This window comes from Neobacillus sp. MER 74 (assembly GCF_023714155.1).
The window spans coordinates 95,453-117,941 of record NZ_JAMAUV010000013.1 but is presented as its reverse complement, the minus strand read 5'-3'; the positions used below and the strand labels follow the sequence as shown (position 1 = coordinate 117,941).

The following is a 22,489-nucleotide window of genomic DNA, read 5'->3' as shown; positions in this document are numbered from 1 at the left end:
AAAAAGATGGCCAACTGGACATGGAAAAGTCCAGAAATTGCCTAGAAATATGCATAGGATAGGTCTAAATTTTGCTCTTACGAGCAAATTAACAAAAAAAGGCATTCGAATGAGCTCATTCGAATGCCTTTTGTCTACAATCTGAGACCTCAAAATTGAGGTCTTAGTCATTTTTATTGAGAAAGTGAATTCGATTTTGTGATAGTTGTTGATTCCGGCACGCGCAGTAGGATGGTGCCTCCGATAATGAAGAGAAGAATTAAGCTAAACACACCGCTGTTTGTATTTCCAGTAATCTGAGCCGTGAATCCAACCAGGAATGGCCCTAATATCGCTGCAAATTTATAAAAAATACTATAAAAACCAAAGAACTCATTGGCATTTTCCTTTGGAACGAGTTTGGCAAAATAGGAACGGCTTAGGGCCTGGATTCCACCTTGTGAGGATGCCACGAGCATCGCTAAGATCCAAAAATCTAATGTGGTCTTTAAGAAATAGGCATACGTACAAATAACGATATAAACAAAGATTCCCACGAGCAGCATTGTTTTGCCTTTGAATTTATCGGCAAGTTTCCCATATAAAATGGCAAACGGTGCAGCCACTACTTGTGTAGCAAATAATATTATTAATAGGTTAGTAGATGTAATGCCTAGGTCAGAACCATAGGCTGTCGACATGGTAATAATCGTATTGACGCCATCAATATAAAAGAAATAAGCAATTAAGAACAGAAACAATGGTCTATATAGTTTGATTTTTTTAAAGGTGTCAAATAGTTGTTTAAAGCCATTGGAAATCGGGTTTGGCACTGGTTCCTTATAATAAACCTGCTGGACATTTTTAAGCATTGGAATCGTGAATAATCCCCACCATAGGGCGGTTATCGCAAAGGCAGCTTGACTTGCGACAGTCACAGATAGGGGGATGATATTTTGCTGGGATAATATAATAAGTGCAATACTAATGATAAAAGGGATGGTGCTGCCGATATAACCCATTGCAAAACCTCGTGAGGATACTTGATTCATCCGATCCTCTGTCGTTACATCGACAAGAAAGGCATCATAGAAAATATTTGTCCCTCCAAAGCCAATTACGGTAACCATATAGCAAATTAATAAAAAAAGCCATTGATTACTTGGGACCACTGCAAGCAGCAAGGTAAAAACAATTCCTAATGTAAAGAAAAAGGTAAAAAGACGTTTCTTTAATCCTTTGAAGTCGCCTATACTTCCTAAAATAGGGGCACAAAGTGATATAAGCAGGGTAGCAAATGAATTAGCATAGCCCCAATAAGCTGTGGAAGTCGAAGCTGCAAGTCCTGCCTCTTTCGCCGCTGCTTTAAAATATAATGGAAATATGGCTGTGGTAATGAGGATGGAATAAGCAGAGTTTGCCCAATCATATAAAACCCAGCTCTTTTCTTGCTTTGACATCCGGCTCATAGATTTTCCCCCTTTTAAAATTTCAAAATCTCTTCAATAACCCTTCCATCTGTCTGGCCTAAATCTAATCCAAGAAGACGGGCAAATGTGGGGCCTTCATCAATGAGACGGATTGAAGGCAGGGTGCCTGATTGAATTCCTTTTCCAGCTGCCATAAAAATAGTTCCATATTCTTCTTTCTCAGGTGAATAGCCATGACAAGCTAATGTGTACTTATGATCCTTGCTGACATCCTCCTTGGTAATGGTTTTGATAAATTCCCCCTCGTAGTCTTCTAAAAAGAAATATCCTCTTTGTGCTTCAAGCATAAACGCACAAGCTCCATCTGCTCCTTTTTCTGAAGCTTGTGCACCTGTTAATGCGGATTCAATACCATTTTCTAGATTGTGAAGCAAGGAATCTACTAATTGCCTTACTTCATGTAAGGTTGTGGTATCGTGATGGTCTTTAATGTAAATATATGCAGACCCATCACAACTTTTACAATACGCCTTCCAATTAATTATTTTCCCTTTTCCGTTCGAGGTGATCAAACCTTGCTCATGGAATAAAACATTGAGGTTTATCGCTTTATTTTCATCTAAGGCACTATGGTCACCTAATGCCACCACCGTGGAATTTTCATAAATGCCACTTTCTTTTAAGGCACTAATAATCCTGCCAAGCCTGTAATTATGACGTTCGATTGCCGCCATAGCTTCCTCGGATGAGAAGCCGTGATAATGACGCTGTGTATCTAAATCGGTAAAGTGAACCATTAGTAGATTTGGTTTCTTAGTTTTAATCGTATCGACAGTTGACTCTAGGACAAAGTCATCCAATTCCGGTTGATTCAGCCCTTTACGGATATGTCCGTATTTTCGATTAAGGTCCCATTGAAAACGGGGACTGCCACTCATTAGCGAAACAAGAATTTGGTTATGCCATGGCCGGTTCGCAAAAATTTCTGGCATATTGTAGTCAATATTTGCATTTGCTGTTACGGGCCACAATAGGGCAGCCGTAGTCAAATTTGATTTTTTCGCTTCGTCATACAATGTGGTTCCTTGTATACAATCCCGGTACCAATTCCAATCAGGTGATCGTCTTCCCGGTTGTATAAGGGTATTATTAATGACCCCATGCCGCCTCGGATAATTACCCGTCACAATTGTTGCGTGACAAGGATAGGTTACCGATGGGTAAATAGATTTGACATTTTTGACCAAGGCACCATTTTTTAAAATGGATTGAAAGTGTGGGAGTTCGGTTAATAGTGGAAAATCTAAAGCTGAAAGGCAATCAAATGAAATGATAATTAAATGGTCGGTCAATCGATTCATAAAATGAAAAACCTCCGAAAAAGTCTAACAGATACTTCCATTGTACTACAGGCAGGAGGAAATGGAAGAATTCGTACGAATTTTTACAAAATTTTCGAAAAACAATAAAATCCTAACTATTTTATTGGAAGGTTTTTCTAGTATAATGATATTAGCAAAATTTGGATTTAAAGGAGGTTGGGAGATGGCAAGTTTTCGAAGTTTTTTCTTTGAGAAGGGAATTAAACTTTCGGTCGAACGAGCGTTAAGGAAGGGTATTTCAGAAAGGGGAATGCATGAAAAAAGGCAAATGCTGGACACGGTTGCTAGAAAGCTAGCTAAACTGCCTAAAGACTGTAAGGTTCAGAAATTGGAAATTGAAGGATTGTACGCTGAATGGCTTTCCTCCGAAAACAGTTCGGAAGAAAAAGTAATCCTTTATTTACATGGTGGAGGATATGCATTTTGCTCAGCTAATACCCATCGACCACTTGCAGCTAGTATCGGGAAGGCAGCTGGTATGAAGGTTCTTTTTCCAGAATATCGTCTCGCACCGGAACATCCTTTTCCTGCTGCCATTGAAGATGCCGTCATTGTGTATCGCTGGCTCTTGCGTCAAGGGTATGATCCAGCCAATATTATTTTTGCAGGTGATTCAGCAGGCGGGGGCTTAAGTGTAGCAGCCACCTTAGTCTTAAGAGATCAGAATGAGCCGCTGCCACGGGCAATAGTTTGTTTATCACCATGGGTCGACTTAACCAGCAGCGGGGAAAGTTATCGGAAAAATAAAGTGGTGGATCCTTATCTAACGATTCAAGGTGTTAAAGATGCCGCCCTAATGTATTCAGGGCATAAGACTCCCCTCGATCATCCGCTTATTTCACCTGTCTTTGCAGACCTTACTGGTTTCCCGCCCTTACTTATCCAAGCAGGGAATCATGAAATTTTGCAAAGTGACGCGGAGCTGCTGGCAAAAAAAGCACGACAGGCAGGCGTAGAGGTCACCTTTAAAATATGGGACAAAATGTGGCATGTTTGGCAGATTAGTGGTGGTCGATTACCAGAGGCGAAGAAAGCTTTAGGTGAAATAGGAGACTTTATAAAAAAAGTATTCTATTCATAAAAAACAGTACTCCTGCACCGTAATTGCAGGAGTTTTTCACGTGTTGATCATTCAATATTTACACCATGAACTTTATGAACAAAATGGTAATTAAGTTTTTAATGCATTTTAAATGAATAATCTATGAAATCTTAAAAATTTTTGTAAAATTAAGAAAATGTTTACAAAGGGGGAAATGAAATGTTTTCGTTGAAAAGAATTTCAGCAGTTATGTGTGCAGGAGCTTTGGCACTAAGTTTGGGGGCTTGCAGCAGTAAAGAAACTGCGAGCTCAGGGAAAAAAGAGGCAGGAACTGGTTATCCAACTAAAGCGATTAGTGTTGTCGCACCTTCTGGAGCAGGTGGAGGCTGGGATTTAACCGCTCGATCGTTCACAAAAGTGCTAAGCGAAACAAAGCTAGTAAAACAACCATTAACTGTTGAGAACAAGCCTGGCGGCGGTGGAGCTGTATTTATGGCGGAATATTCCACCCAGCAGGCAGAAAATAACGACATGTTGTTTGTTAATTCACCGCCAATTATTATCAACAATTTAAAGAAAGAAGGAAACAGCCCTTACGGTTATAAGAATACCACTCCATTAGCACAGCTTACCAAAGACTATGGCGCGATTGTAGTCAAAACTGAATCAAAATTTAAAGATTTAACATCAGTTTTGGAAGAGGTTAAAAAGGATCCAGCAAAGTTGACTTTTGCAGGAGGATCCGCACCGGGCTCAATGGACCATTTAGTTTCGATTCTACCAGCCTATAAATACGGGGTGGACCCAACTAAAATTAAATATGTTTCCTATGATGGCGGTGGAGAGGCCATTACAGCATTACTTGGTGGAAACGCGGATGTCATTGGGACAGATGCCTCTAGTGTGAAAGAATTCCTTAAAGCTGGTAAAGTTCGCGTGCTTGCAATTACTTCATCTGAACGTTTAGCTGGCGATTTTAAAGATGTTCCAACTGCGAAGGAACAAGGTGTTGATGCAGAATTTACGATTTGGCGTGGAGTTTTTGGACCTGAAAAAATGTCAGCGGAAGCAAAATCATATTGGGAAAAAACAATTGATAAATTAGTCCAATCACCTGAATGGAAGAAGGAAGTTGAGACACAAGGCTGGGAATTAGAATATAAAAACGGTGCAGATTTTAAAAAGTTCTTAGAAGATCAAGAAACACAAGTTCAACAATTATTAGAAGCATTAGGAATGCAGAAGTAATTAAAGAGGGAAGGATGACTTTCTCCTTCCCTTTCATTTTTTAATGTAAACGGATTGGAGGGATTTAAATGGACATTAAATTTGATCGTATAGCTGCTATATTGTTTCTAACTGTAGGAAGCTTATTTATTATCGGAAGCAGGAATATTGCCAGCTCCTCATATGGGAGTGTAGTTGGTCCGGATATCTTTCCATTTTTTCTCGGGGGTCTGTTAGTGATCTTAAGTATTCGGTTATTTTATGAAACCTTTAGTGGAAAAAAGCAGGAGAAGGAAAAAGAAAAATTGCAGTACAAGCCTTTTATCATCATTTTTATCGCCACTCTCGTTTATATTTTGACGCTAGAATCCGTGGGCTATGTGATCACAACCTTCCTATTTCTTTTTGTCTGCTTTCAAACAATGGAACGAGGAAAATGGCTTACCTCACTATTCATTTCTGGAGGTTTCTCTGCCTTGGTTTATTTCATTTTTGTCGAAGTCCTAAAAGGAACACTTCCAGGGTGGCCCATTTGGTTTAATTGATTAGATCATGGTGTCAGGCACCATATTATTTAGGATGAAAGGAGGAGATAGAATGAATACTCTGGATTATTTGTTGCATGGATTTGGTTCTGCACTTATTTGGTATAATTTGATTTTTGCTTTTGTTGGGGTATTAATTGGGACAGCTGTCGGGGTGTTACCGGGGATTGGCCCGATGAGCGGTGTTGCCTTACTTATTCCTGTTACTGCTTCCATTACAGGAGGTCTTCCTCCTGAGCAAGCGGCCACGAGCGCTATTATTCTCCTTGCTGGTGTATACTACGGGGCTATGTATGGGGGATCGACTACTTCTATTCTATTAAATACTCCTGGAGAGTCATCGTCCGTGGTGACCACATTAGATGGTTACCAAATGGCTAAGAAAGGACGGGCAGGGAGTGCCTTGTCAATTGCCGCGATTGGGTCGTTTGTGGCGGGTATCGTGACATTAATTGCCCTAATTGTTTTGGCGAAACCATTGTCAAATCTAGCCCTTAAATTCGGACCCGCTGAATATTTCTCGCTTATGCTCTTAGGCCTTGGGGCTGTTAGTGGGTTGGCAGGTAAGTCCGTTACGAAAGCATTGATTATGACGGTATGTGGCTTGCTGCTTGCTACGATCGGAATTGACAATGTTTCAGGGATTGGTCGGTTTACCTTTAATATCCCTTGGTTATATCAAGGCATTGAATTCTTAACGATTGCGGTAGGCTTGTTTGCCCTAGGAGAGGTATTCAAAACGATCTTGGAAAAAGAAGAAGAAGATACACAAATGGCAAAGATTAATAATTTAATCCCTTCTAAAGAAGAGTTGAAAGAATCGGCCGCACCAATCGCTAGAGGTTCCATCTTAGGTTTCTTTATCGGGATTTTACCCGGAGCGGGAGCGACCCTAGCATCCTTTTTTTCGTACATTTTAGAAAAGAAGATAGCTAAAGACCCATCTAAATTTGGAACGGGGGCCATTGCTGGTGTGGCAGCGCCGGAATCGGCAAACAATGCGGCCTCAGGCGGAGCAATGATTCCATTATTAACCTTAGGAATTCCAGGATCGGGTACAACCGCCATCCTGATGGGGGCACTGATGATGTATAATGTTCAGCCAGGTCCGTTATTATTTGAAGATCATCCCCAAGTTGCGTGGGGGTTGATTGCTAGTATGTTTATTGGAAATATCATGTTGCTCATTCTTAACCTGCCGCTCGTAAAGGTGTTTGCAAAAATTATTCAGACTCCAAAGCGGTATTTAATTCCTCTTATTATTGCAATCTCTATTTTCGGCGTTTATGCGGTACAAGTCTCTGTTTATGACCTGTTACTATTATTAGGCTGCGGTGTCATTGGCTATTTCTTAAATAAACATGATTACCCGATTGCCCCATTAGTGTTAGGACTTGTTTTAGGGCCAATGGTTGAGAATAATCTGCGTCGGGCTTTAACGATTTTCAATGGAGATTTTGGACCATTTTTCACTCGTCCGATTTCATTAGGATTCCTAATTATGACGGTTCTTTGGTTGGTGATCCCGGTATTAATGAAGATGAGAGGAAAAAATGTGGTCATAAATGAAGAAGGATGACATTCTAAAAGTTCTGATTATTGCAAAAAACTCCTTTTTTTAAGGAGTTTTTTTCTATATGATAGAAGTAGAGGTGCATGTATGCGATTACATACGAAATTAATGCTAGGAATTTTTATAGTAATTATCTTCATCGGCGGGATTTTCGAACTAACCTTTAAAAATATTATGGAATCCAATCTTAAGCATGAAAAAGGAACGAAGGCTTTATCTGTGGCTCAGTCCATTTCAAATATGCCTGAGATACAAAAAGCTTTTTCTAATAAAAACCCTTCTGCCATTATTCAACCAATCGCTGAAAAAATTCGCAAACAGGTTGGTGCGGAATTTATAGTTATCGGTAATCGCCAGGAAATTCGCTATTCTCATCCCGATCCTAACCGTTTAGGGAAAAAAATGGTAGGTGGAGATAATCAGCGAGTCTTTAAAGGAGAATCGGTTATCTCTGAATCAATCGGAACTCTCGGTCCTTCTCTAAGAGGGAAAGCGCCTATTTTTAGTGAGGGCAAAGTAATTGGTGTTGTTTCAGTAGGCTATCTTCAAACAGATATTGAAAAAGAAGTAGGAAAGATACGAAGGAAAATTTTTATCACCACCATGATTATTTTACTAGGAGGATTACTAGCTGCATTATTAATCTCGTTAAATATAAAAAGAGCTATTTTTGGACTTGAACCGAAAGAAATCGCCTGGATGTACCAGGAAAAACATGCCATATTAGAATCCATCCATGAGGGGATTATCGCCATCGATACGAATGGACGAATAACCGTCGTCAATGAAACTGCACATAAAATTCTCAATGTTCCATTAAACGTTCTCCTCCGTGGAAAGAAGATTGATGATGTTATTGAAAATACTCATCTATATGAAGTAGTTCGGACAGGGTTGGCAGAGTATGATCGGGAATTTACGATTTGGGGTGAGATATTTTTGGTGAATCGTATCCCTATTTTTAATAAAAAAGATGAGGTAATTGGAGCTGTTGCCAGCTTCAGAAACAAGTCAGAGTTATCTAATTTGATTCAGGAATTGTCTCATGTTAAAGCATATGCTGAAGGCCTGCGGGCTCAGACACATGAGTATTCCAACCGGCTCTATACACTGCTAGGTTTGATCCAGCTTGGTTCCTATAAGGAGGCGATTGATTTCATTTCAAGGGAAGTGGATGTCACACAAGGATTTATTAGCTTCTTAATGAGGGAAATTCCTGATCCGATTATTGCTGGATTTATTTTAGGAAAGGTTAGTTTAGCCAGTGAATTGAAGATTCATCTTACAATCGATCGTGACAGCAGTTTTAGAGATTTGCCTGATGAAATTAACAGGGATACGTTAGTGACGATTATCGGTAACCTTGTTAATAATGCTTTTGATGCTGTGAGAGAAAATGGGAAGGTAGAAAAAAGAGTTTCTCTGTTTTTAACCGACTTAGGAAAAGACCTGATCATCGAAATTGAAGATAACGGGAAAGGCATAAACAACAGCATTGGTGAAAAAATTTTCCAAAATGGCTTTTCTACGAAAAACCGTCAAAGCAATTCCGGAATCGGGTTAAGCCTTGTAAAAGAAGCGATTGCAGGTTTAGGGGGATATATAACTTTTTCCTCGCATGAAGGCGAAGGGACGATTTTCACAGTTGTGATTCCAAAACACAGGGGGTGTTTAAATGAATCTGAAACCCAATATAGAAGTGTTAATAGTTGAGGATGATTTACGGATTGCAGAAATTCAAAAACGGTTTATCGAGCAGATTCCAGGATTCCAAACAGTAGGAATTGCGGCAAGCTATTTAGAGGCAAAGACGTATATTGATTTATTACAGCCAGACTTACTTTTGTTAGATGTCTATTTTCCGGATATGAATGGAATTGATTTGCTTAAAGAAACAAAGCAGCAAAGGAAGCAAATGGACGTGATCATGATCACCGCCACAAAAGAGATTCATAAAGTTCAAGAGGCAATTAGTATTGGTGTTTTTGATTATATTATTAAACCTGTGGTGTTTGAGAGGTTTAAACAATCGTTGCTGAGGTATCAAGAATATTATACAAAGCTAGCAGAATTGAAGAATGAAAATCTCCATGTCACACAGCAACAGGTGGACAAGCTGCTGCGAAAAGAAATAGAGGGAACCAAAAGCGACAAACCTTATCTGCCTAAGGGAATTGATCCACTGACGCTGGAAAAGGTACTCGAGGTCCTATCTAAGGTTGCTGATGGCTTAACGGCCGAGATAGTTGCTAAAGAAATAGGTGTAAGTAGAACGACGGCTAGAAGGTATCTTGAGCATCTCATGTCAGAGGAAAAAATTGATGCGGATTTAGCTTACGGAACGGTCGGGCGCCCAGAACGTGTTTATTTGGTTAAGGGGGCAATCAAACAGAATAACCACATCTAAAGAAGAAGGCTCAAATGGAGTCTTCTTCTTTTTACAGCAGAGTATTGGAAATTTTCTAGGGTAAAATCGAGAGTAGCCCTAAATTGTTTTTACTTAAATAAGTTTCCCTTTTGGGTATGATACAAGTGCGTTTCTTTAAAGAAAAATTTGTGGTAAACTAGACTATCTTTGAAAAAGAATTATAAGGTGTTTGATTATAAATGGAAATTAAACAGTTGCAATTTTTTATTGAAATTACGCGTACTGGTAGTTTTACCAGTGCAGCAGAAAATCTTTTCATTACCCAGCCTGCCCTCAGCCGAACTATCAAATCATTGGAAGACGAACTTGGTACAAAGCTTTTTGTTCGAACTAGGAAAAAGTTGATCTTAACTGATGCAGGACGTGTCCTAAAAAAACATGCATTAAAAATTGAAGAACAGCTGCAGCAATTGGATGAGGAAATGGATAAGATGTTAATGCCAAAAAAAGGACATATCCGTATCGGGCTCCCTACAGTAACCAATTCTACTTTTTTCTCAAAACTTCTTGCTTCTTTTCATCAAGAATATCCAGAAGTTACGTTCCAATTGGAAGAGGACGGATCAAAGACAATTGAACAGAAGATTGTCAATGGCCTACTGGATTTTGGTATTGTCTTTCTCCCTGACAAAAATGAAAGTATTGACTATTATACGTTTATTAATGAGAAACTAAAACTGGTTATACCCGCCTCCCACCGTTTTATCGGCAAACAGGAAGTGTCATTGCAAGAGCTGAAAGAAGAAAATTTTATTATGTTTAACCGAGATTTTGAATTAAGGAGTCTGGTTATTGCTGCATGCAAAGGAATTGGTTTTCAACCGACCATTATTTCGGAAACATCACAATTAGATTTTATCCAAGAAATGGTTGCTTCTAATTTGGGTATCACCTTGCTGCCTGAGAGTATATGTAAGGATTTAACACATGATATTCAAACAATCTCAATAACCAACCCGACAATCCGATGGAGTTTAGCCTTGATCTGGAAAACGAATGGATACATGTCACAGGTTGAGAAAGAATTTATCCGGTTTGCAAAAGTGAAGCTGTCGGAAGCATCCTTACCGTGATTCATAATCTATTGTAGAAGATTTCAGCAATGGATTTTAATACCGTGTCTACAAACAAAATGAGGCTTGGAGGGTAATTTCCTCACAGCCTCGTTTTATTAATGAATCACAGTTGGACCGGCTAGTTCCCTTGGCGGGTTTCCTAATGCTAACTTGCTGATATTAGCATAACTCAATTGTTCATACTCTTTTAGCAACTGTTTTAGTTCAGAAAATTTTTGGTCCTTTTTTAACTCTTCGATTTCCTTTTGATAGACGGACAAAACATATTCATCTTGTCCTACCGGCTTAAATTCGCTTGGGTCTTCATCCATGAGTAATGCTCCCATATATTGGTATCCAAAATTAAGTTTACGAGTTAGTTCAATGATATTTAAGAACATATGATAAATTGATGGTTTTGTTTCACCTAAGTGTTCAATGGCCATTTTTGCGTCAATCAAATCTTCATAATTTGCTGAGACTAACATGTTTCAACCCCCTAAGTACATGCTTTTTTCGGTGAGAGTCTGGATACGAGTTCTTTATTTTGCTCCCTTTTGAGTTTGCGGATTTTTTCGCGTTCTTTTCCGGTTTCGTAAAGAAATTTTTCTTCGTCTGTCTCTGGAATAACTTTTGGCACTTCCAATGGTCTTTTATTTTCATCTAGAGGGACGAAAGTAAAGAAAGCTGTAGCGGCAATTTTACGTTCCCCTGTTTCGAGATCTTCAGCAATTATTTTACAGAAAATCTCCATCGACCTTTTACCTGTATAGCAAACAAATGATTCGATACCGACCGAATCGCTTTGCTGAATGGGGTGAAGAAAATTAACGGAGTCTGTCGATGCCGTAACACATTGCTTTACTCGTGAATGCCGGCGAGCCGAAAGTGTCGCACATGCATCCATCTTCTTCATAAGAACCCCGCCAAATAATGTATCATAATTATTCAAATCATTAAGTAACACCTGATCGGTATGAATTACACGCGTTTCACTAATTTTTTTCGCTTCCATTTTATCACCCTATATTGAGCAATTTCTTCATATTTCCCTTCCGCTTTTCTTAGTGTTGGGAGATGTTATCTCAATTAAACCAGTTAGATATTTCCTGAAATAATGAACAAATGAGGATCAGTTAATTTGTTATTTTGTACACCTCATATTGGAATGGTTTACTTGTCTTTTAATGTTCCTGCCAAAAACGCTTCCATACAGTTTTGTTATGAATTCCATATATTATTGGCATTGTACCTTTCTACTGTGGTTATATTATAATCACCTATGTGATGTATGAGAAGCGAACGCTTCAAAAACATTATATTTATATAGGGAGAAATTAAATGGAAGCAAAAAAAATTAAAAACACACGTGTTGTTCAAACCGATCAAGTGCTCATTAACGATTTGAACAATTATTCTACATTATTTGGTGGAGTTCTAATGAAGAAGATGGATGCTTGCGCGACGCTTTCCGCCCGTAGGCATTCACGGGTAAAGGAATGTGTTACTGCATCGACAGACTCTGTTAATTTCATAGAACCAATCCGACGAAGTGATTCAGTTTGTATCGAGTCATTTGTCAGCTATACAGGTACAAAATCAATGGAAATTTTCTGTAAAGTGATTGCAGAGAATCTTGAAACCGGGGAGCGAAGAATTGCTGCTACTGCATTTTTTACTTTTGTCCCTCTAGATGAAAATAAAAGACCGTTGGAAGTGCCAAAAGTAATTCCAGAAACAGACGAAGAAAAATATCTTTACGAAACGGGAAAAGAGCGCGAAGAAATCCGTAAGTTAAAAAGAACACAAAATAAAGAACTTGTGGCCAGACTTACACTAGATAAACCATGGGATTAATAGTGAAACAAAGGGGAAGATAGTATGATAACACAATCAAATTACACTGAATTGAAAAATGCACAACTTGCTATCGAAAACTTACATGCAACAAAACCTTCTATTTATAAAAAATTTATCAATATCGTAAAACTAACACGTCAATTGCATTGTGGATATCAGTATATGGGAACAGTCATTATGGATGAAAACACAAGTGATTTCTACCCTAAGTCCCAGGATGACTACGTAATGTCCATCTACCATCGTGAAATTGAAAAATTAAAAACAGACGAAAAATTCTCTGAATTAAAACAGGTTCTAAAAAAGTATAAACAAGTATCCTATGTCAACATTAGCAAGTTGGCATTAGGCGAAAATCCAAAAGAATTAGTTGGTCCAATTTTGATCCATTAATAGTTCGAAGGAAACAAATGGGGCACTTATATTTTTCAGTCTTTCATTGATATCTTATATTAATAACCTAAAACATATTAGTTGGGTGAATCGAAAATTTAGTTCGATTCACCCAATTTGCTTTTAACACTCCATTGCCAGTGGGATATTTACGGAAAACCGCAAATGTGGAGATTCTTCAATAATTTTGTGGTTATTATAGAGTAAGATGAGTTTTTTTAAAATAAAAAGTACCGGACCGAATATAAAATAAGGTCAACCAGTAATATTTTCTTATCTGGCTGACCTTATAATTCCAACGGGTGCGTTAGTCGAACTACCAGAACACATATTTTAATTATACAAAAGTGAATATTTCTCCCTTATGTGATACAATTCCAAAGAATAAAATTACGTGCTAATATGGAGGAGCCTGTCACCATGGGATTATTATGCCTATTTGGTAACAAGCTCCTTTTGTGTTTTCATGACAAATGAATAATTTTTTACTCATGTTTAATTGAATTTTTATATACGATCTAACAAGCTATGTCTAAAAACACATATTCTCTGTGATTTTTAAAATATATAAATATAAGGGGTAAGCTTTATGAATACAAGTGAAGAAAAAAAGAAAATAAATCATAAAAAATTATCTGTAAGAAATGTTGTCAAAAGGTCTTTTTTTATTACAATAGGTGCTAGTATTATGGCTTACGGGTTAGAAGCTGTTTTAATTCCGAATAATATAATTGACGGTGGAGTGACGGGCTTATCTATGATTTTAAGTCACGTTACTTCAATCAGCCTTAGTATATTTTTAGTCATTTTAAACTTACCTTTCTTCTTCTTAGGTTATAAGCAAATCGGTAAAACATTTGCTTTTAGTATGCTCTATGGAATCATAGCTCTTTCTGTGATTACTTCATTCATGCATCATATAGACCCAATGGTACATGATCAGCTTCTGTCAGTTGTTTTTGGCGGTGTCATATGTGGAATTGGGGTAGGTTTAGCAATCAGAAATGGAGGAGTTTTAGATGGTACTGAAACATTATCTATTTTAATTGAAAAAAGGGTGCCATTTTCAGTCGGGGAGATCATCATGGCTGTGAATGTGATTATCTTCTCATTGGCTGCCTTTGTATTTTCTATAGAAAATGCTTTGTTTTCAATGCTTACCTATTTTATTGCGTTTAAAACCATTGATATCGTGGTAAAAGGATTAGGTGATATGAAATGCAAATATATCATTAGTGATAACACCGATGAGATAGCAGATGCCATTACAGAACGATTAGGGCGTGGCGTCACTTTTCTCCATGGAGAAGGTTCTTTCAGCGGTGAAGATAAACGTGTTATTCTATGTGCTTTTACAAGGCTAGAGGATACAAAGCTAAAAGATATTATTAAGGAGATAGATCCTGAAGCATTTACCATTACTTCAGATGTTTCTGCAGTTTATGGTGGTCGGTTTAAGAAAAAGGACATTCATTAATCCGTAATCGAATAGGTAGTGGATATAAAAATTAAATAGCTGCTGCTAAAGCTCAATTTTTAACGGGTATATTATAAAATTTAAGATAATCAAACTAGACAAAAGAAAGCTAGACAAAACACATTATTAAAAAATGTCTTATCTAGCTTTTTTATAATCTTATTTATTATTCTTAATCGTCGTTACGAGGGCGAATTAAGCGATTGTTTTCATACTGTTCCAAAATATGAGCGATCCAGCCTGACGTGTGGCTCATCGCAAAAATAGGTGTGAAAAGGTTTTGTTTTATCCCTAAGCAGTGATAAACCGACCTCAGAATAGAAATCAACGTTTGGCCTTTACGCTAGCTTTTTCATCTGGTAGATTACAAGTTTACCGAAAACAAGATAAAAAATATTTTTATATTATAAAATTCTATACAACCAGTAAACTTTCACGAATACCTAAACGAGACGTATCCCTTGCAATCATGATTTCTTCATTAGTCGGAATGACCATCACTTTGACCGGTGAATGCTGATAACTAATGAACGTTTCTCTGCCGCTTACTCTATTAAGGCTAGGATCCCAATACACGCCCATAAATTCTAGACCTTCCAAAACACGAGCGCGGATAAGGTCACTGTTTTCTCCAATACCAGCAGTAAAGATAATCGCATCAAGACCTTTCATCCTTACCGCGTACATCCCGATATATTCCTGAATTCTTTTTGCAAACACTTGCAGCGCAAGCTCTGCCCGTTTGTGTCCCTTCTCTGCTGCCTCCTGAATATCTCGGAGATCACTTGAATAACCAGATATCCCCAGCAAGCCACTTTCCTTATTTAATATGCTCACCACTTTCTCAGCGCTCTGACCTGTTTTCTCCATGATATAGGTGATCAGTGCTGGATCAATATTACCTGAACGTGTTCCCATGGTCACCCCTGCCAACGGCGTAAATCCCATCGACGTGTCAATTGATTTACCTCCATCTATCGCTGTAAGGCTTGCTCCATTTCCGAGATGGCAGGAAATTAGACGAAGCTCTCTTATTGGACGTTTTAACAACTCTGCGGAACGTTGTGATACATATTGATGGCTTGTCCCGTGGAATCCATATTTACGAATGCCATATTGTTGATAATACTCGTATGGCAAACTGTAAAGAAAAGATTGTTCTGGCATCGTTTGATGAAAAGCAGTATCAAATACTGCTACTGAAGGTACATCAGGCAATATTTCACGAAACGCATTTATCACGATAAGGTTGGCAGGATTGTGAAGCGGCGCGAGCTCCGATACATCCTCAATTTCTCTTAATATATCATCGTTGATCAGTACCGATTCACTAAATTTTTCGCCCCCATGAACAACTCGATGACCAATCCCATCGATCTCATCAAGCGATGAAATAATTTCTAAATTGATCAGCTTATGCAATAGGATTTTAACTGCCTCCAGATGGTCATTGATCGTTTGAACTAATTTCATTTTCTTGTTGTGGACTTCAATAGTAAACATTGAATCTTTTAAACCGATCCGATCCACCATACCTTTTGTTATTATAAATTCTTCTGGCATGTGCAATAGTTGATATTTCAATGAGGAACTTCCAGCATTAACTACAAGAATTTTGGACATTCAATTCATCTCCTTTAGTTGAATTTATTAAATGTACTAACCTTTCTCTAAGGAAAAATCTCTATAGTTTTGTTAAATCAAGCGCTTTCAAAACAAGTAAGTGTTTTTCCTTTATCTACTCTTCTCCTTACTTAAACAATTTTGGCACTTCGTCATGGACGATTCATGTTCATCTTCTATAATGGAACCACAATAGATGCAAACACTTGGCGGAAATAGTTTTTGATAGTTTTTATGATTAGAAGCTTTCAGTTCCTTCATTTCTTGTTCGCTCATAATAAGTCTTCCTCATCTTTTTTATTGTTACTGTTACTTCAAAAGATACTTTTCTATTTGCAGTAAACTATCCAAAATCACTAAGGGTTCAACTTAAATCGAACTAGAAATCTTTTGATATGACTTGATCCTAATCAATATCCGCCTTTCTGAACTATTGTCTTATAACAGACTGATTATTTGAGATTATTTTACAGTATATTTGTTACACTTGTCTGAATTTTTGGATATAACATTCTATTTGAGGATGAAAGAGAATAATAGATGGATAAAACAGAATTTTTATGAATAATTAATTTAAAAATCAAATAATTTAAATGATTGACATAATATCCCGATAGGTGTAAATTACATATATAGAAGAATTAAGGAGAAAATCCAAATGCAAAAGATAGCGCCAATAAAACCATTCAACCATCAAAGAGTTTTGTTCTGCCTTTATATTATTAATTCTTAGTAGAATGTCACTTCATGGATACGAGCTATTTCAAAAGCTTGAAACATTTGGGTTTCATCCGATTGATCAAGGAAGCTTATATCGGCTCCTTCGTCAACTTGAAAAGGAAAACCTTTTTTCATCTGAATGAGATACTAGGGGAAATGGTCCGGCAAAGAGGTGTTATAAAATTACAGAGGTAGGAGTTACATACTTAAAGGGATATGCAAATCAATTAGAAACCTACCAATCAATGTTAGATCAATTCCTCAAAACGTATTCTAATTTACTAAAGCTCTTTATCCCTTCATTTAAAAGGAAGGATCTAATAGAGAAAGGCACCAGTGACAAGAGGAGGAATGAAAATGAGTACAACGTCAAAAAAAAGTGAGCAAGTAAAAAAAGCTGTAGTTAAGGAAGAAGGTTATCAAGTCATGCCATTTGTAGACACAATATGGAATCAATTCGCGCTATCGTTAGATTGGGCAAAGAAACTACAAGAAAGTGGAGAAGAAGTTTATCTAAAGACTGTAAAAGAAACGATTAAGTTTAATAAAGACTTTAGAAATTCTTTTTTAAATCTTTATCAAGAATCAAAAAGGACCAACAGTGAAATCGTTGATAGTGTAAGCGCCCTTTATGAAAAAAATGATGCCTTACAGATTGATTTTCCAGAGCTTACAGACCAATTTCGAGATGTAACTGATCGTGTAGAGAATCTAGCATTAACCCCAATTAAATTATCTTTCGATCTAATGGATCGATTTGATAATAACCTTGTGGAAAATAGTGAGAATTATGTACTCTTTGTAAGAGAGCGTCGTAACGACTTGCTAAAAGTTACAAGTAATTATGTAGAAATTGTAAAAAATAACCATAAAAACATCTATTCCATGATCGAGAAAAGTGTAAAAGTGCATGTAAATAATTAATAATGATAAATCATTAAGATTCATACCTTAAAAATAGTAAAGAGACAATCGTTCGGGCGATTGTCTCTTTTTTAAATTCAAAATCTATTTTTTAAAAGTATTTATTTACGTCGCATTGCAGAACATTTTTTTTGCGTTTATACAGAATATAGGTGTTGTTTTTCGAAGAATTGCAGCAGGAAATGAATTTTTTGTCATATTTTGCTTATAAAAAATGTCCAGTAGGACAATAATGAATGAGGTCTTATTACAACAAGAAAGAGGATTGAAATGAAGATTTGGTTTAACAGATGGTTTACAACGGTTTCCCATTTCATCGACATGATTCGGGATAACGAAGAAAAGCGAAAATTTATTATTTATGGCACCAGTCCGAACAAGGATGCCCTGTATTTACAATATTGTGATTATGCCTTCGTCGAGCCGGATATATCTGGGGAAGAATATATTGATTTTTGTCTTGATTTTTGTCAACGGCACGAGATTGATATTTTTATCCCGCGGAAGGAAAATGTCCTCATCTCCCACCGACTGAGTCAATTTGAGAAGTTGGGAGTGAAGGTGTTAGTTTGCCCAGATGCTAGTCTCATGGAGAGCATGGATAATAAAGCTGAGACATATCAAATGTTTACACGTGGACCGGCAAACTCGTTGATCCCTGATTATCACGTCGTTAATAATCTTGAAGCGTTTAAAATAGCGTATGAACAATTAAAGGAAAAAGGCCATACTGTGTGTTTTAAACCAGTGATTGGTGAAGGTGCGAACGGATTTCGTGTCATTAAAGACCAGATTGATTCGATTACCCAGCTTTTCAATCATGGAACGAGCTACCGTATTCCTTACCACTATGCCTGCGAAATTTTAGGTCAGCAAGAAACATTCCCTGACTTAATGGTGTTGGAATTTTTAGAAGGCAGAGAATATAGTATCGATTGCCTATCCTCCCAAGATAAATTGTATGCCGCCATACCTCGAATGAAGGGGGATGGAAGGATAAGGGAGATTGTGGAGCAGACTGAACTTATAAAATTGGCTCACGATTTTCACCAAGAATTTAAGGTGCCATATGTATTTAATATTCAAGTCAAATACAACAACAATGGTGAACCCAAGCTGTTGGAAGTCAATCCGCGTATGAGCGGCGGCATGCACTTTAGCTGCTTATCGGGGATCAACATCCCGTATTTGGCTGTTAAAATCTTGCTAGGTGAAGATGTAAATTTGATTAAACCGAGGTTTGGCATTCGGGCAAGTCATATTGAAAAAGAAATGATTTTGAAATACGGAGAAATTAGTTAAAAAAAAGAGCAGGTTTCGTAAGTGAACCCGCTCTTTCAACTATTTATAGAACACTTTATCAATGTTGTATTTAGCATGTAACGTATTGATGAGGTAAGTTTCGTAAATTTCTCTTTCCATTGGATCTTCCACAACGCATACTGCAATTTTATAAACTTCATCACGGTGCAATTTGATCGGTGAGACAGAATCTTCGAAATGTCTTTTTACGCGGGGGCGTAATTTCCTAGCTTTGCCGACAAACAGTAATTCATCATTTGCGTTTGAAAAAAGGATAATCCCGCCTTTGTCTCTTGGAATTTTATTATAATCTGTAAAACCATAAACGCTGCTAAGCGGCGCCTCTACTTTTTCACCAACTTGATTTTTTTTCGTAATCACTATATCAGGATTAGGGATTTCAATTTTAATCATTTAGAAAATCTCTCCTTGCCTTACTTAAAATAAACGGGTTTCCCGTTTTGCTAGCAGTTCATTATAGCATAAACAATTAATAATAGTTATCTTAACCATTTTTTGATGCTCAAAACCAGTGAATCTTGTATTTATTAAGAAGAAGGTCATTAAAAAGTAGAAAAATATTCCTTGTTTTTGTAAACTTAAAGTGAAACATTGATAATATTAAGATTGAAAGGGTGTTTGTATGGCTATTTCCTTATCTAAAGGTCAAAAAATTGATTTAACAAAAACAAATCCTGGTTTATCGAAGGTCATTGTTGGTCTTGGCTGGGATACCAATCGTTATGATGGCGGAAATGATTTTGATTTAGATGCAAGTATCTTCTTGTTAGCATCTAACGGAAAAGTTACGTCTGAAAAGGATTTCGTTTTCTACAATCAACTTGAAGGTGGAAATGGATCTGTAGTACATACCGGTGATAACCGCACAGGAGAAGGGGATGGGGATGATGAGCAAGTAAAAGTGAATCTTAGCGCGGTCCCTGCTCAGATTGAAAAAATTTCCTTTGTTATTACCATTCATGATGCAGAAGTTCGTGGTCAGAATTTTGGTCAGGTATCTAATGCATTCTGCCGCATCGTTAACGAAGAAACGAACCAAGAACTCATTCGCTATGATTTAGGAGAAGATTTTTCGATTGAGACTGCTATCATCGTTGGCGAACTGTACCGTCACAATGGTGAGTGGAAATTCTCAGCCGTAGGTTCAGGCTACCAAGGCGGCCTAGCCCGTATCGCAACAGACTTCGGCCTAAACGTAGGCTAAAAAATATATATAAAGGACAAAAACTGTAGAGTAACTGTTTTTGTCCTTTTTTTGTTTATTAGAAGTGTCTCAATTATTTATTTGTAGAGACGAGGTATTTGCGTTATGGTAGAAATAAAATAACATATTTGATTTGAGGCTGGTGCTATTACCAATGAAATTTTTGCTGAAAACACAGATTCTTGCTATTATTATTGCGATTTTTTGGATTGTGTATCTTAATGTAGTGGCTATTTTTGATCGGCCTAGTCCGATCCTCCAATATTTGAATTGGTTCGTTTATGGATTTGCTATACTGTTTGCCATCATTTATTTACTATTGACGAAATACATAACTGGTCACAAATGGCTGGCGATTCCTTTGGTGATTCTACCCTATCTGATGATATACAAACCGATACTGGAACAGATCCTACTAAGTCTAGTAAATAAAAGCTATGGTATGACAATCAACTTTTTGTCTTTATCAACTGGCTCCACGCATTTAATGGCGATCTTAATTGGATTAATGTTCGGTGTTATCATTTCTAATCGATATAATAGGGAGCAGCAACACTAATAAGCATTATTTACAAAAATGCCGCGAAAAAGGCTTAACTAATCAAAAGTATACAAATGAAAGAAGGACAAAAGATGGAAGGAAAGTGGCTGATTGCCGATCGCGATTTGAACGAACGTGAAGGATTAAAATGGTTATTGAAAACCTCTTCCATCCCCGTTACCACTATTTTGTCAGCTTCTCATTATCAGGAATTCGTCGTATGGTTTGAACAGGAGAAGCCTGATGTTGTCTTAATAGAACTTGATATGATCACGAAGGATGATTGGTCCACCTTTCGTGACCTGATGCAGATTTATGACCCCATTTTACTATTAACATCGGCAGAAGGAACCTTTGAAAAGGCGCGACTGGCCATCGATATGCAAGCGTTAGATTTAATGATTAAACCTTTTTCGGCAACCAAGGTGAAAAGCGCCTTTCAAAAAGCCGCACGTAAGCTTAGGTCCAAAAGTCAGGCGGATGGAATTCACCATGCAAATTCCTATAAAGATATATCATATGAAGCCTTATTACTATCGCAAGACCCAGGAGCAGAAATATACCATGTAGCTGCTTTTCAAACGGAAAGTATCACTGCCAACCGGACTTTGCATTCGTTCTTAGCAGAATATCCATTCAAGGATGTTCACGGAATTTTTGCATTAGACGACATGGTCGTTGTTTTGTTTTCTGCGATGGGTAATGATATCACGGAACAATGTCAAAAAGCGATGAGAAAGTGGGAGGAGGAATTTTCTGAGCCTCTAGCGGTCGTAGTTCATAAGGGAAATTCATCAGCCGTTACTTTGAATCAAAAATATCTGCAAACGAGGAAAATGCTGGAGTTGACCTATTATAAAGGGTACCGCCAAGTGGTTGAATTTGGACACTCACCCGCATGGGTCCATATCGATCCTTTTTTAGCTCCGCCTGAACAACGAACGTGGGTCGACATGTTAACTAACGTTGATTTAGAGAAAATAAAAAATTGGCTGTATGATGAATTTTTGCAATTGAACGATCCTTACCCTGACCCAGGTTTGGTCCGAATTAGACTAACGAGTATCCTGGCCCAGGTTAGAAGATATATGAAGACGTATCATTTAGACGAGAATCAAAGCTATGAACAGGAATACCGCTATATTTTCAATTCGATTTTATATGATCGTGTCCTTTATCGTACGGTTCAAAATCTCATCTTATTTATTCAAAAATTGTTTTTGGGTACTGAGAGCAGTAATAGAAATCAGATACAAGATCCAATTGAACGCGGCATAGTTTTTATGGAGGAAAATTTTTCAAACAGTATGCTCAGGCTGGAGGATGTGGCAGCCTATGTGGACCGTAACCCTTCTTATTTCAGCCATTTGTTGATCACGAAAACAGGCTCTAGCTTTACGGAATCACTAACAGCGATTCGAATGAAGGAAGCGAAAAGGTTGCTGATTGAAACAAATAAACCGATTAAAGAAATTTCAATCCTGGTGGGCTATCAAAATGCCAATTATTTTAGCCGGATGTTTAAGGAATTAATAGGTGCTTCTCCTAAAGAATTTCGATTATATAAAACGGACGAGTATGGTTGAATTAATAATTAATTTGAAATAGATCAAACTGTAGACCGATCATCAAAGTGAGCGGTCTTTTTACATAAATCAAACCTAAAAATAATATACATTTATGAAAGTTCTATTGGTTATTTGAACAAACCACCTAAATAAATTCTAGTTAAACCTATAAATATTATCTTATATCTAATGTTC

General features: G+C 37.4%; 23 protein-coding genes and 1 pseudogene. 16 read left to right on the top strand and 8 right to left on the bottom strand.

Annotated features, from left to right (window positions below; genetic code table 11):
• Positions 1–173: 173 nt before the first annotated feature.
• Positions 174–1,448, bottom strand: coding sequence for an MFS transporter (locus tag M3610_RS19650; RefSeq protein WP_251461595.1), 1,275 nt, complete (start codon positions 1,446–1,448; stop codon positions 174–176).
• Positions 1,449–1,462: 14 nt separating this feature from the next.
• Positions 1,463–2,770: an alkaline phosphatase family protein gene (locus M3610_RS19645; protein WP_251461592.1), complete on the bottom strand. Its 1,308-nt coding sequence runs from the start codon at positions 2,768–2,770 to the stop codon at positions 1,463–1,465.
• A gap of 184 nt (positions 2,771–2,954) precedes the next feature.
• On the opposite strand from M3610_RS19645, the gene M3610_RS19640 reads away from it, so the two are divergent.
• The 7 genes from M3610_RS19640 to M3610_RS19610 all read left to right on the top strand — a co-directional run bounded on the left by M3610_RS19640 (position 2,955) and on the right by M3610_RS19610 (position 10,679).
• Complete coding sequence (locus tag M3610_RS19640) at positions 2,955–3,872, top strand: alpha/beta hydrolase (RefSeq protein ID WP_251461589.1); 918 nt, start codon at positions 2,955–2,957, stop codon at positions 3,870–3,872.
• Between the two features lie 180 nt (positions 3,873–4,052).
• On the top strand, positions 4,053–5,081 hold the full coding sequence (locus M3610_RS19635) for a Bug family tripartite tricarboxylate transporter substrate binding protein (RefSeq protein WP_251461588.1): 1,029 nt from the start codon (positions 4,053–4,055) through the stop codon (positions 5,079–5,081).
• Positions 5,082–5,149: 68 nt separating this feature from the next.
• A complete protein-coding gene (locus tag M3610_RS19630; RefSeq protein WP_251461587.1) occupies positions 5,150–5,605 on the top strand; it encodes a tripartite tricarboxylate transporter TctB family protein in 456 nt (151 codons plus the stop codon).
• 52 nt (positions 5,606–5,657) lie between these two features.
• Complete coding sequence (locus M3610_RS19625) at positions 5,658–7,184, top strand: tripartite tricarboxylate transporter permease (protein ID WP_251461586.1); 1,527 nt, start codon at positions 5,658–5,660, stop codon at positions 7,182–7,184.
• A gap of 81 nt (positions 7,185–7,265) precedes the next feature.
• The gene (locus M3610_RS19620; protein ID WP_251461585.1) at positions 7,266–8,891 is read left to right on the top strand and encodes an ATP-binding protein; all 1,626 of its coding nucleotides are present in this window, start codon (positions 7,266–7,268) and stop codon (positions 8,889–8,891) included.
• The gene (locus tag M3610_RS19615) at positions 8,854–9,585 is read left to right on the top strand and encodes a response regulator (RefSeq protein ID WP_251461584.1); all 732 of its coding nucleotides are present in this window, start codon (positions 8,854–8,856) and stop codon (positions 9,583–9,585) included. The genes M3610_RS19620 and M3610_RS19615 overlap by 38 nt, the downstream gene beginning before the upstream one ends.
• 200 nt (positions 9,586–9,785) lie before the next feature.
• Positions 9,786–10,679, top strand: coding sequence for a LysR family transcriptional regulator (locus M3610_RS19610; protein ID WP_251461582.1), 894 nt, complete (start codon positions 9,786–9,788; stop codon positions 10,677–10,679).
• Positions 10,680–10,777: 98 nt separating this feature from the next.
• On the opposite strand, the gene M3610_RS19605 is transcribed toward M3610_RS19610, so the two are convergent.
• Both M3610_RS19605 and M3610_RS19600 read right to left on the bottom strand, forming a co-directional pair.
• Positions 10,778–11,149, bottom strand: a complete 372-nt coding sequence (locus tag M3610_RS19605) for a hypothetical protein (RefSeq protein WP_251461580.1) — start codon at positions 11,147–11,149, stop codon at positions 10,778–10,780.
• A gap of 11 nt (positions 11,150–11,160) precedes the next feature.
• Entirely contained in the window at positions 11,161–11,676 is a 516-nt protein-coding gene (locus M3610_RS19600) for an acyl-CoA thioesterase (protein WP_098575368.1), read from the bottom strand.
• Between the two features lie 326 nt (positions 11,677–12,002).
• Here M3610_RS19600 and M3610_RS19595 point away from each other — a divergent pair, with 326 nt between their 5' ends.
• The 3 genes from M3610_RS19595 (at position 12,003) to M3610_RS19585 (ending at position 14,391) form a co-directional block, all read left to right on the top strand.
• Entirely contained in the window at positions 12,003–12,518 is a 516-nt protein-coding gene (locus tag M3610_RS19595; protein WP_251461578.1) for an acyl-CoA thioesterase, read from the top strand.
• A gap of 24 nt (positions 12,519–12,542) precedes the next feature.
• Positions 12,543–12,914, top strand: coding sequence for a hypothetical protein (locus M3610_RS19590; RefSeq protein WP_251461575.1), 372 nt, complete (start codon positions 12,543–12,545; stop codon positions 12,912–12,914).
• A 589-nt stretch (positions 12,915–13,503) separates the two neighbouring features.
• Positions 13,504–14,391 (top strand): YitT family protein, encoded by an 888-nt coding sequence (locus M3610_RS19585; RefSeq protein WP_251461573.1) that lies wholly within the window; start codon positions 13,504–13,506, stop codon positions 14,389–14,391.
• A gap of 172 nt (positions 14,392–14,563) precedes the next feature.
• Here the strand turns inward: M3610_RS19585 and M3610_RS19580 are convergent.
• The 3 genes and pseudogenes from M3610_RS19580 to M3610_RS19570 all read right to left on the bottom strand — a co-directional run.
• Positions 14,564–14,726, bottom strand: a pseudogene (locus tag M3610_RS19580) (citrate/2-methylcitrate synthase); the annotation flags it as partial.
• Positions 14,727–14,805: 79 nt separating this feature from the next.
• Positions 14,806–16,014 (bottom strand): acetate kinase, encoded by a 1,209-nt coding sequence (locus M3610_RS19575; RefSeq protein ID WP_251461571.1) that lies wholly within the window; start codon positions 16,012–16,014, stop codon positions 14,806–14,808.
• A 111-nt stretch (positions 16,015–16,125) separates the two neighbouring features.
• Complete coding sequence (locus M3610_RS19570; RefSeq protein WP_251461569.1) at positions 16,126–16,290, bottom strand: hypothetical protein; 165 nt, start codon at positions 16,288–16,290, stop codon at positions 16,126–16,128.
• A 461-nt stretch (positions 16,291–16,751) separates the two neighbouring features.
• Here M3610_RS19570 and M3610_RS19565 point away from each other — a divergent pair, with 461 nt between their 5' ends.
• The 3 genes from M3610_RS19565 to M3610_RS19555 all read left to right on the top strand — a co-directional run bounded on the left by M3610_RS19565 (position 16,752) and on the right by M3610_RS19555 (position 18,960).
• Positions 16,752–16,877 (top strand): helix-turn-helix transcriptional regulator, encoded by a 126-nt coding sequence (locus M3610_RS19565; RefSeq protein ID WP_251461568.1) that lies wholly within the window; start codon positions 16,752–16,754, stop codon positions 16,875–16,877.
• Between the two features lie 214 nt (positions 16,878–17,091).
• Complete coding sequence (locus M3610_RS19560; protein WP_251461566.1) at positions 17,092–17,658, top strand: hypothetical protein; 567 nt, start codon at positions 17,092–17,094, stop codon at positions 17,656–17,658.
• A gap of 270 nt (positions 17,659–17,928) precedes the next feature.
• The gene (locus M3610_RS19555) at positions 17,929–18,960 is read left to right on the top strand and encodes an ATP-grasp domain-containing protein (protein ID WP_251461564.1); all 1,032 of its coding nucleotides are present in this window, start codon (positions 17,929–17,931) and stop codon (positions 18,958–18,960) included.
• A gap of 39 nt (positions 18,961–18,999) precedes the next feature.
• Here the strand turns inward: M3610_RS19555 and M3610_RS19550 are convergent, their stop codons facing one another.
• Complete coding sequence (locus M3610_RS19550; protein ID WP_026567028.1) at positions 19,000–19,374, bottom strand: nucleotide excision repair endonuclease; 375 nt, start codon at positions 19,372–19,374, stop codon at positions 19,000–19,002.
• Positions 19,375–19,603: 229 nt separating this feature from the next.
• Here M3610_RS19550 and M3610_RS19545 point away from each other — a divergent pair, with 229 nt between their 5' ends.
• The 3 genes from M3610_RS19545 (at position 19,604) to M3610_RS19535 (ending at position 22,312) form a co-directional block, all read left to right on the top strand.
• Positions 19,604–20,185, top strand: coding sequence for a TerD family protein (locus M3610_RS19545; RefSeq protein WP_098575375.1), 582 nt, complete (start codon positions 19,604–19,606; stop codon positions 20,183–20,185).
• Between the two features lie 154 nt (positions 20,186–20,339).
• Entirely contained in the window at positions 20,340–20,744 is a 405-nt protein-coding gene (locus tag M3610_RS19540) for a hypothetical protein (RefSeq protein ID WP_251461562.1), read from the top strand.
• Positions 20,745–20,818: 74 nt separating this feature from the next.
• The gene (locus M3610_RS19535) at positions 20,819–22,312 is read left to right on the top strand and encodes a helix-turn-helix domain-containing protein (protein ID WP_251461560.1); all 1,494 of its coding nucleotides are present in this window, start codon (positions 20,819–20,821) and stop codon (positions 22,310–22,312) included.
• Positions 22,313–22,489: the final 177 nt, after the last annotated feature.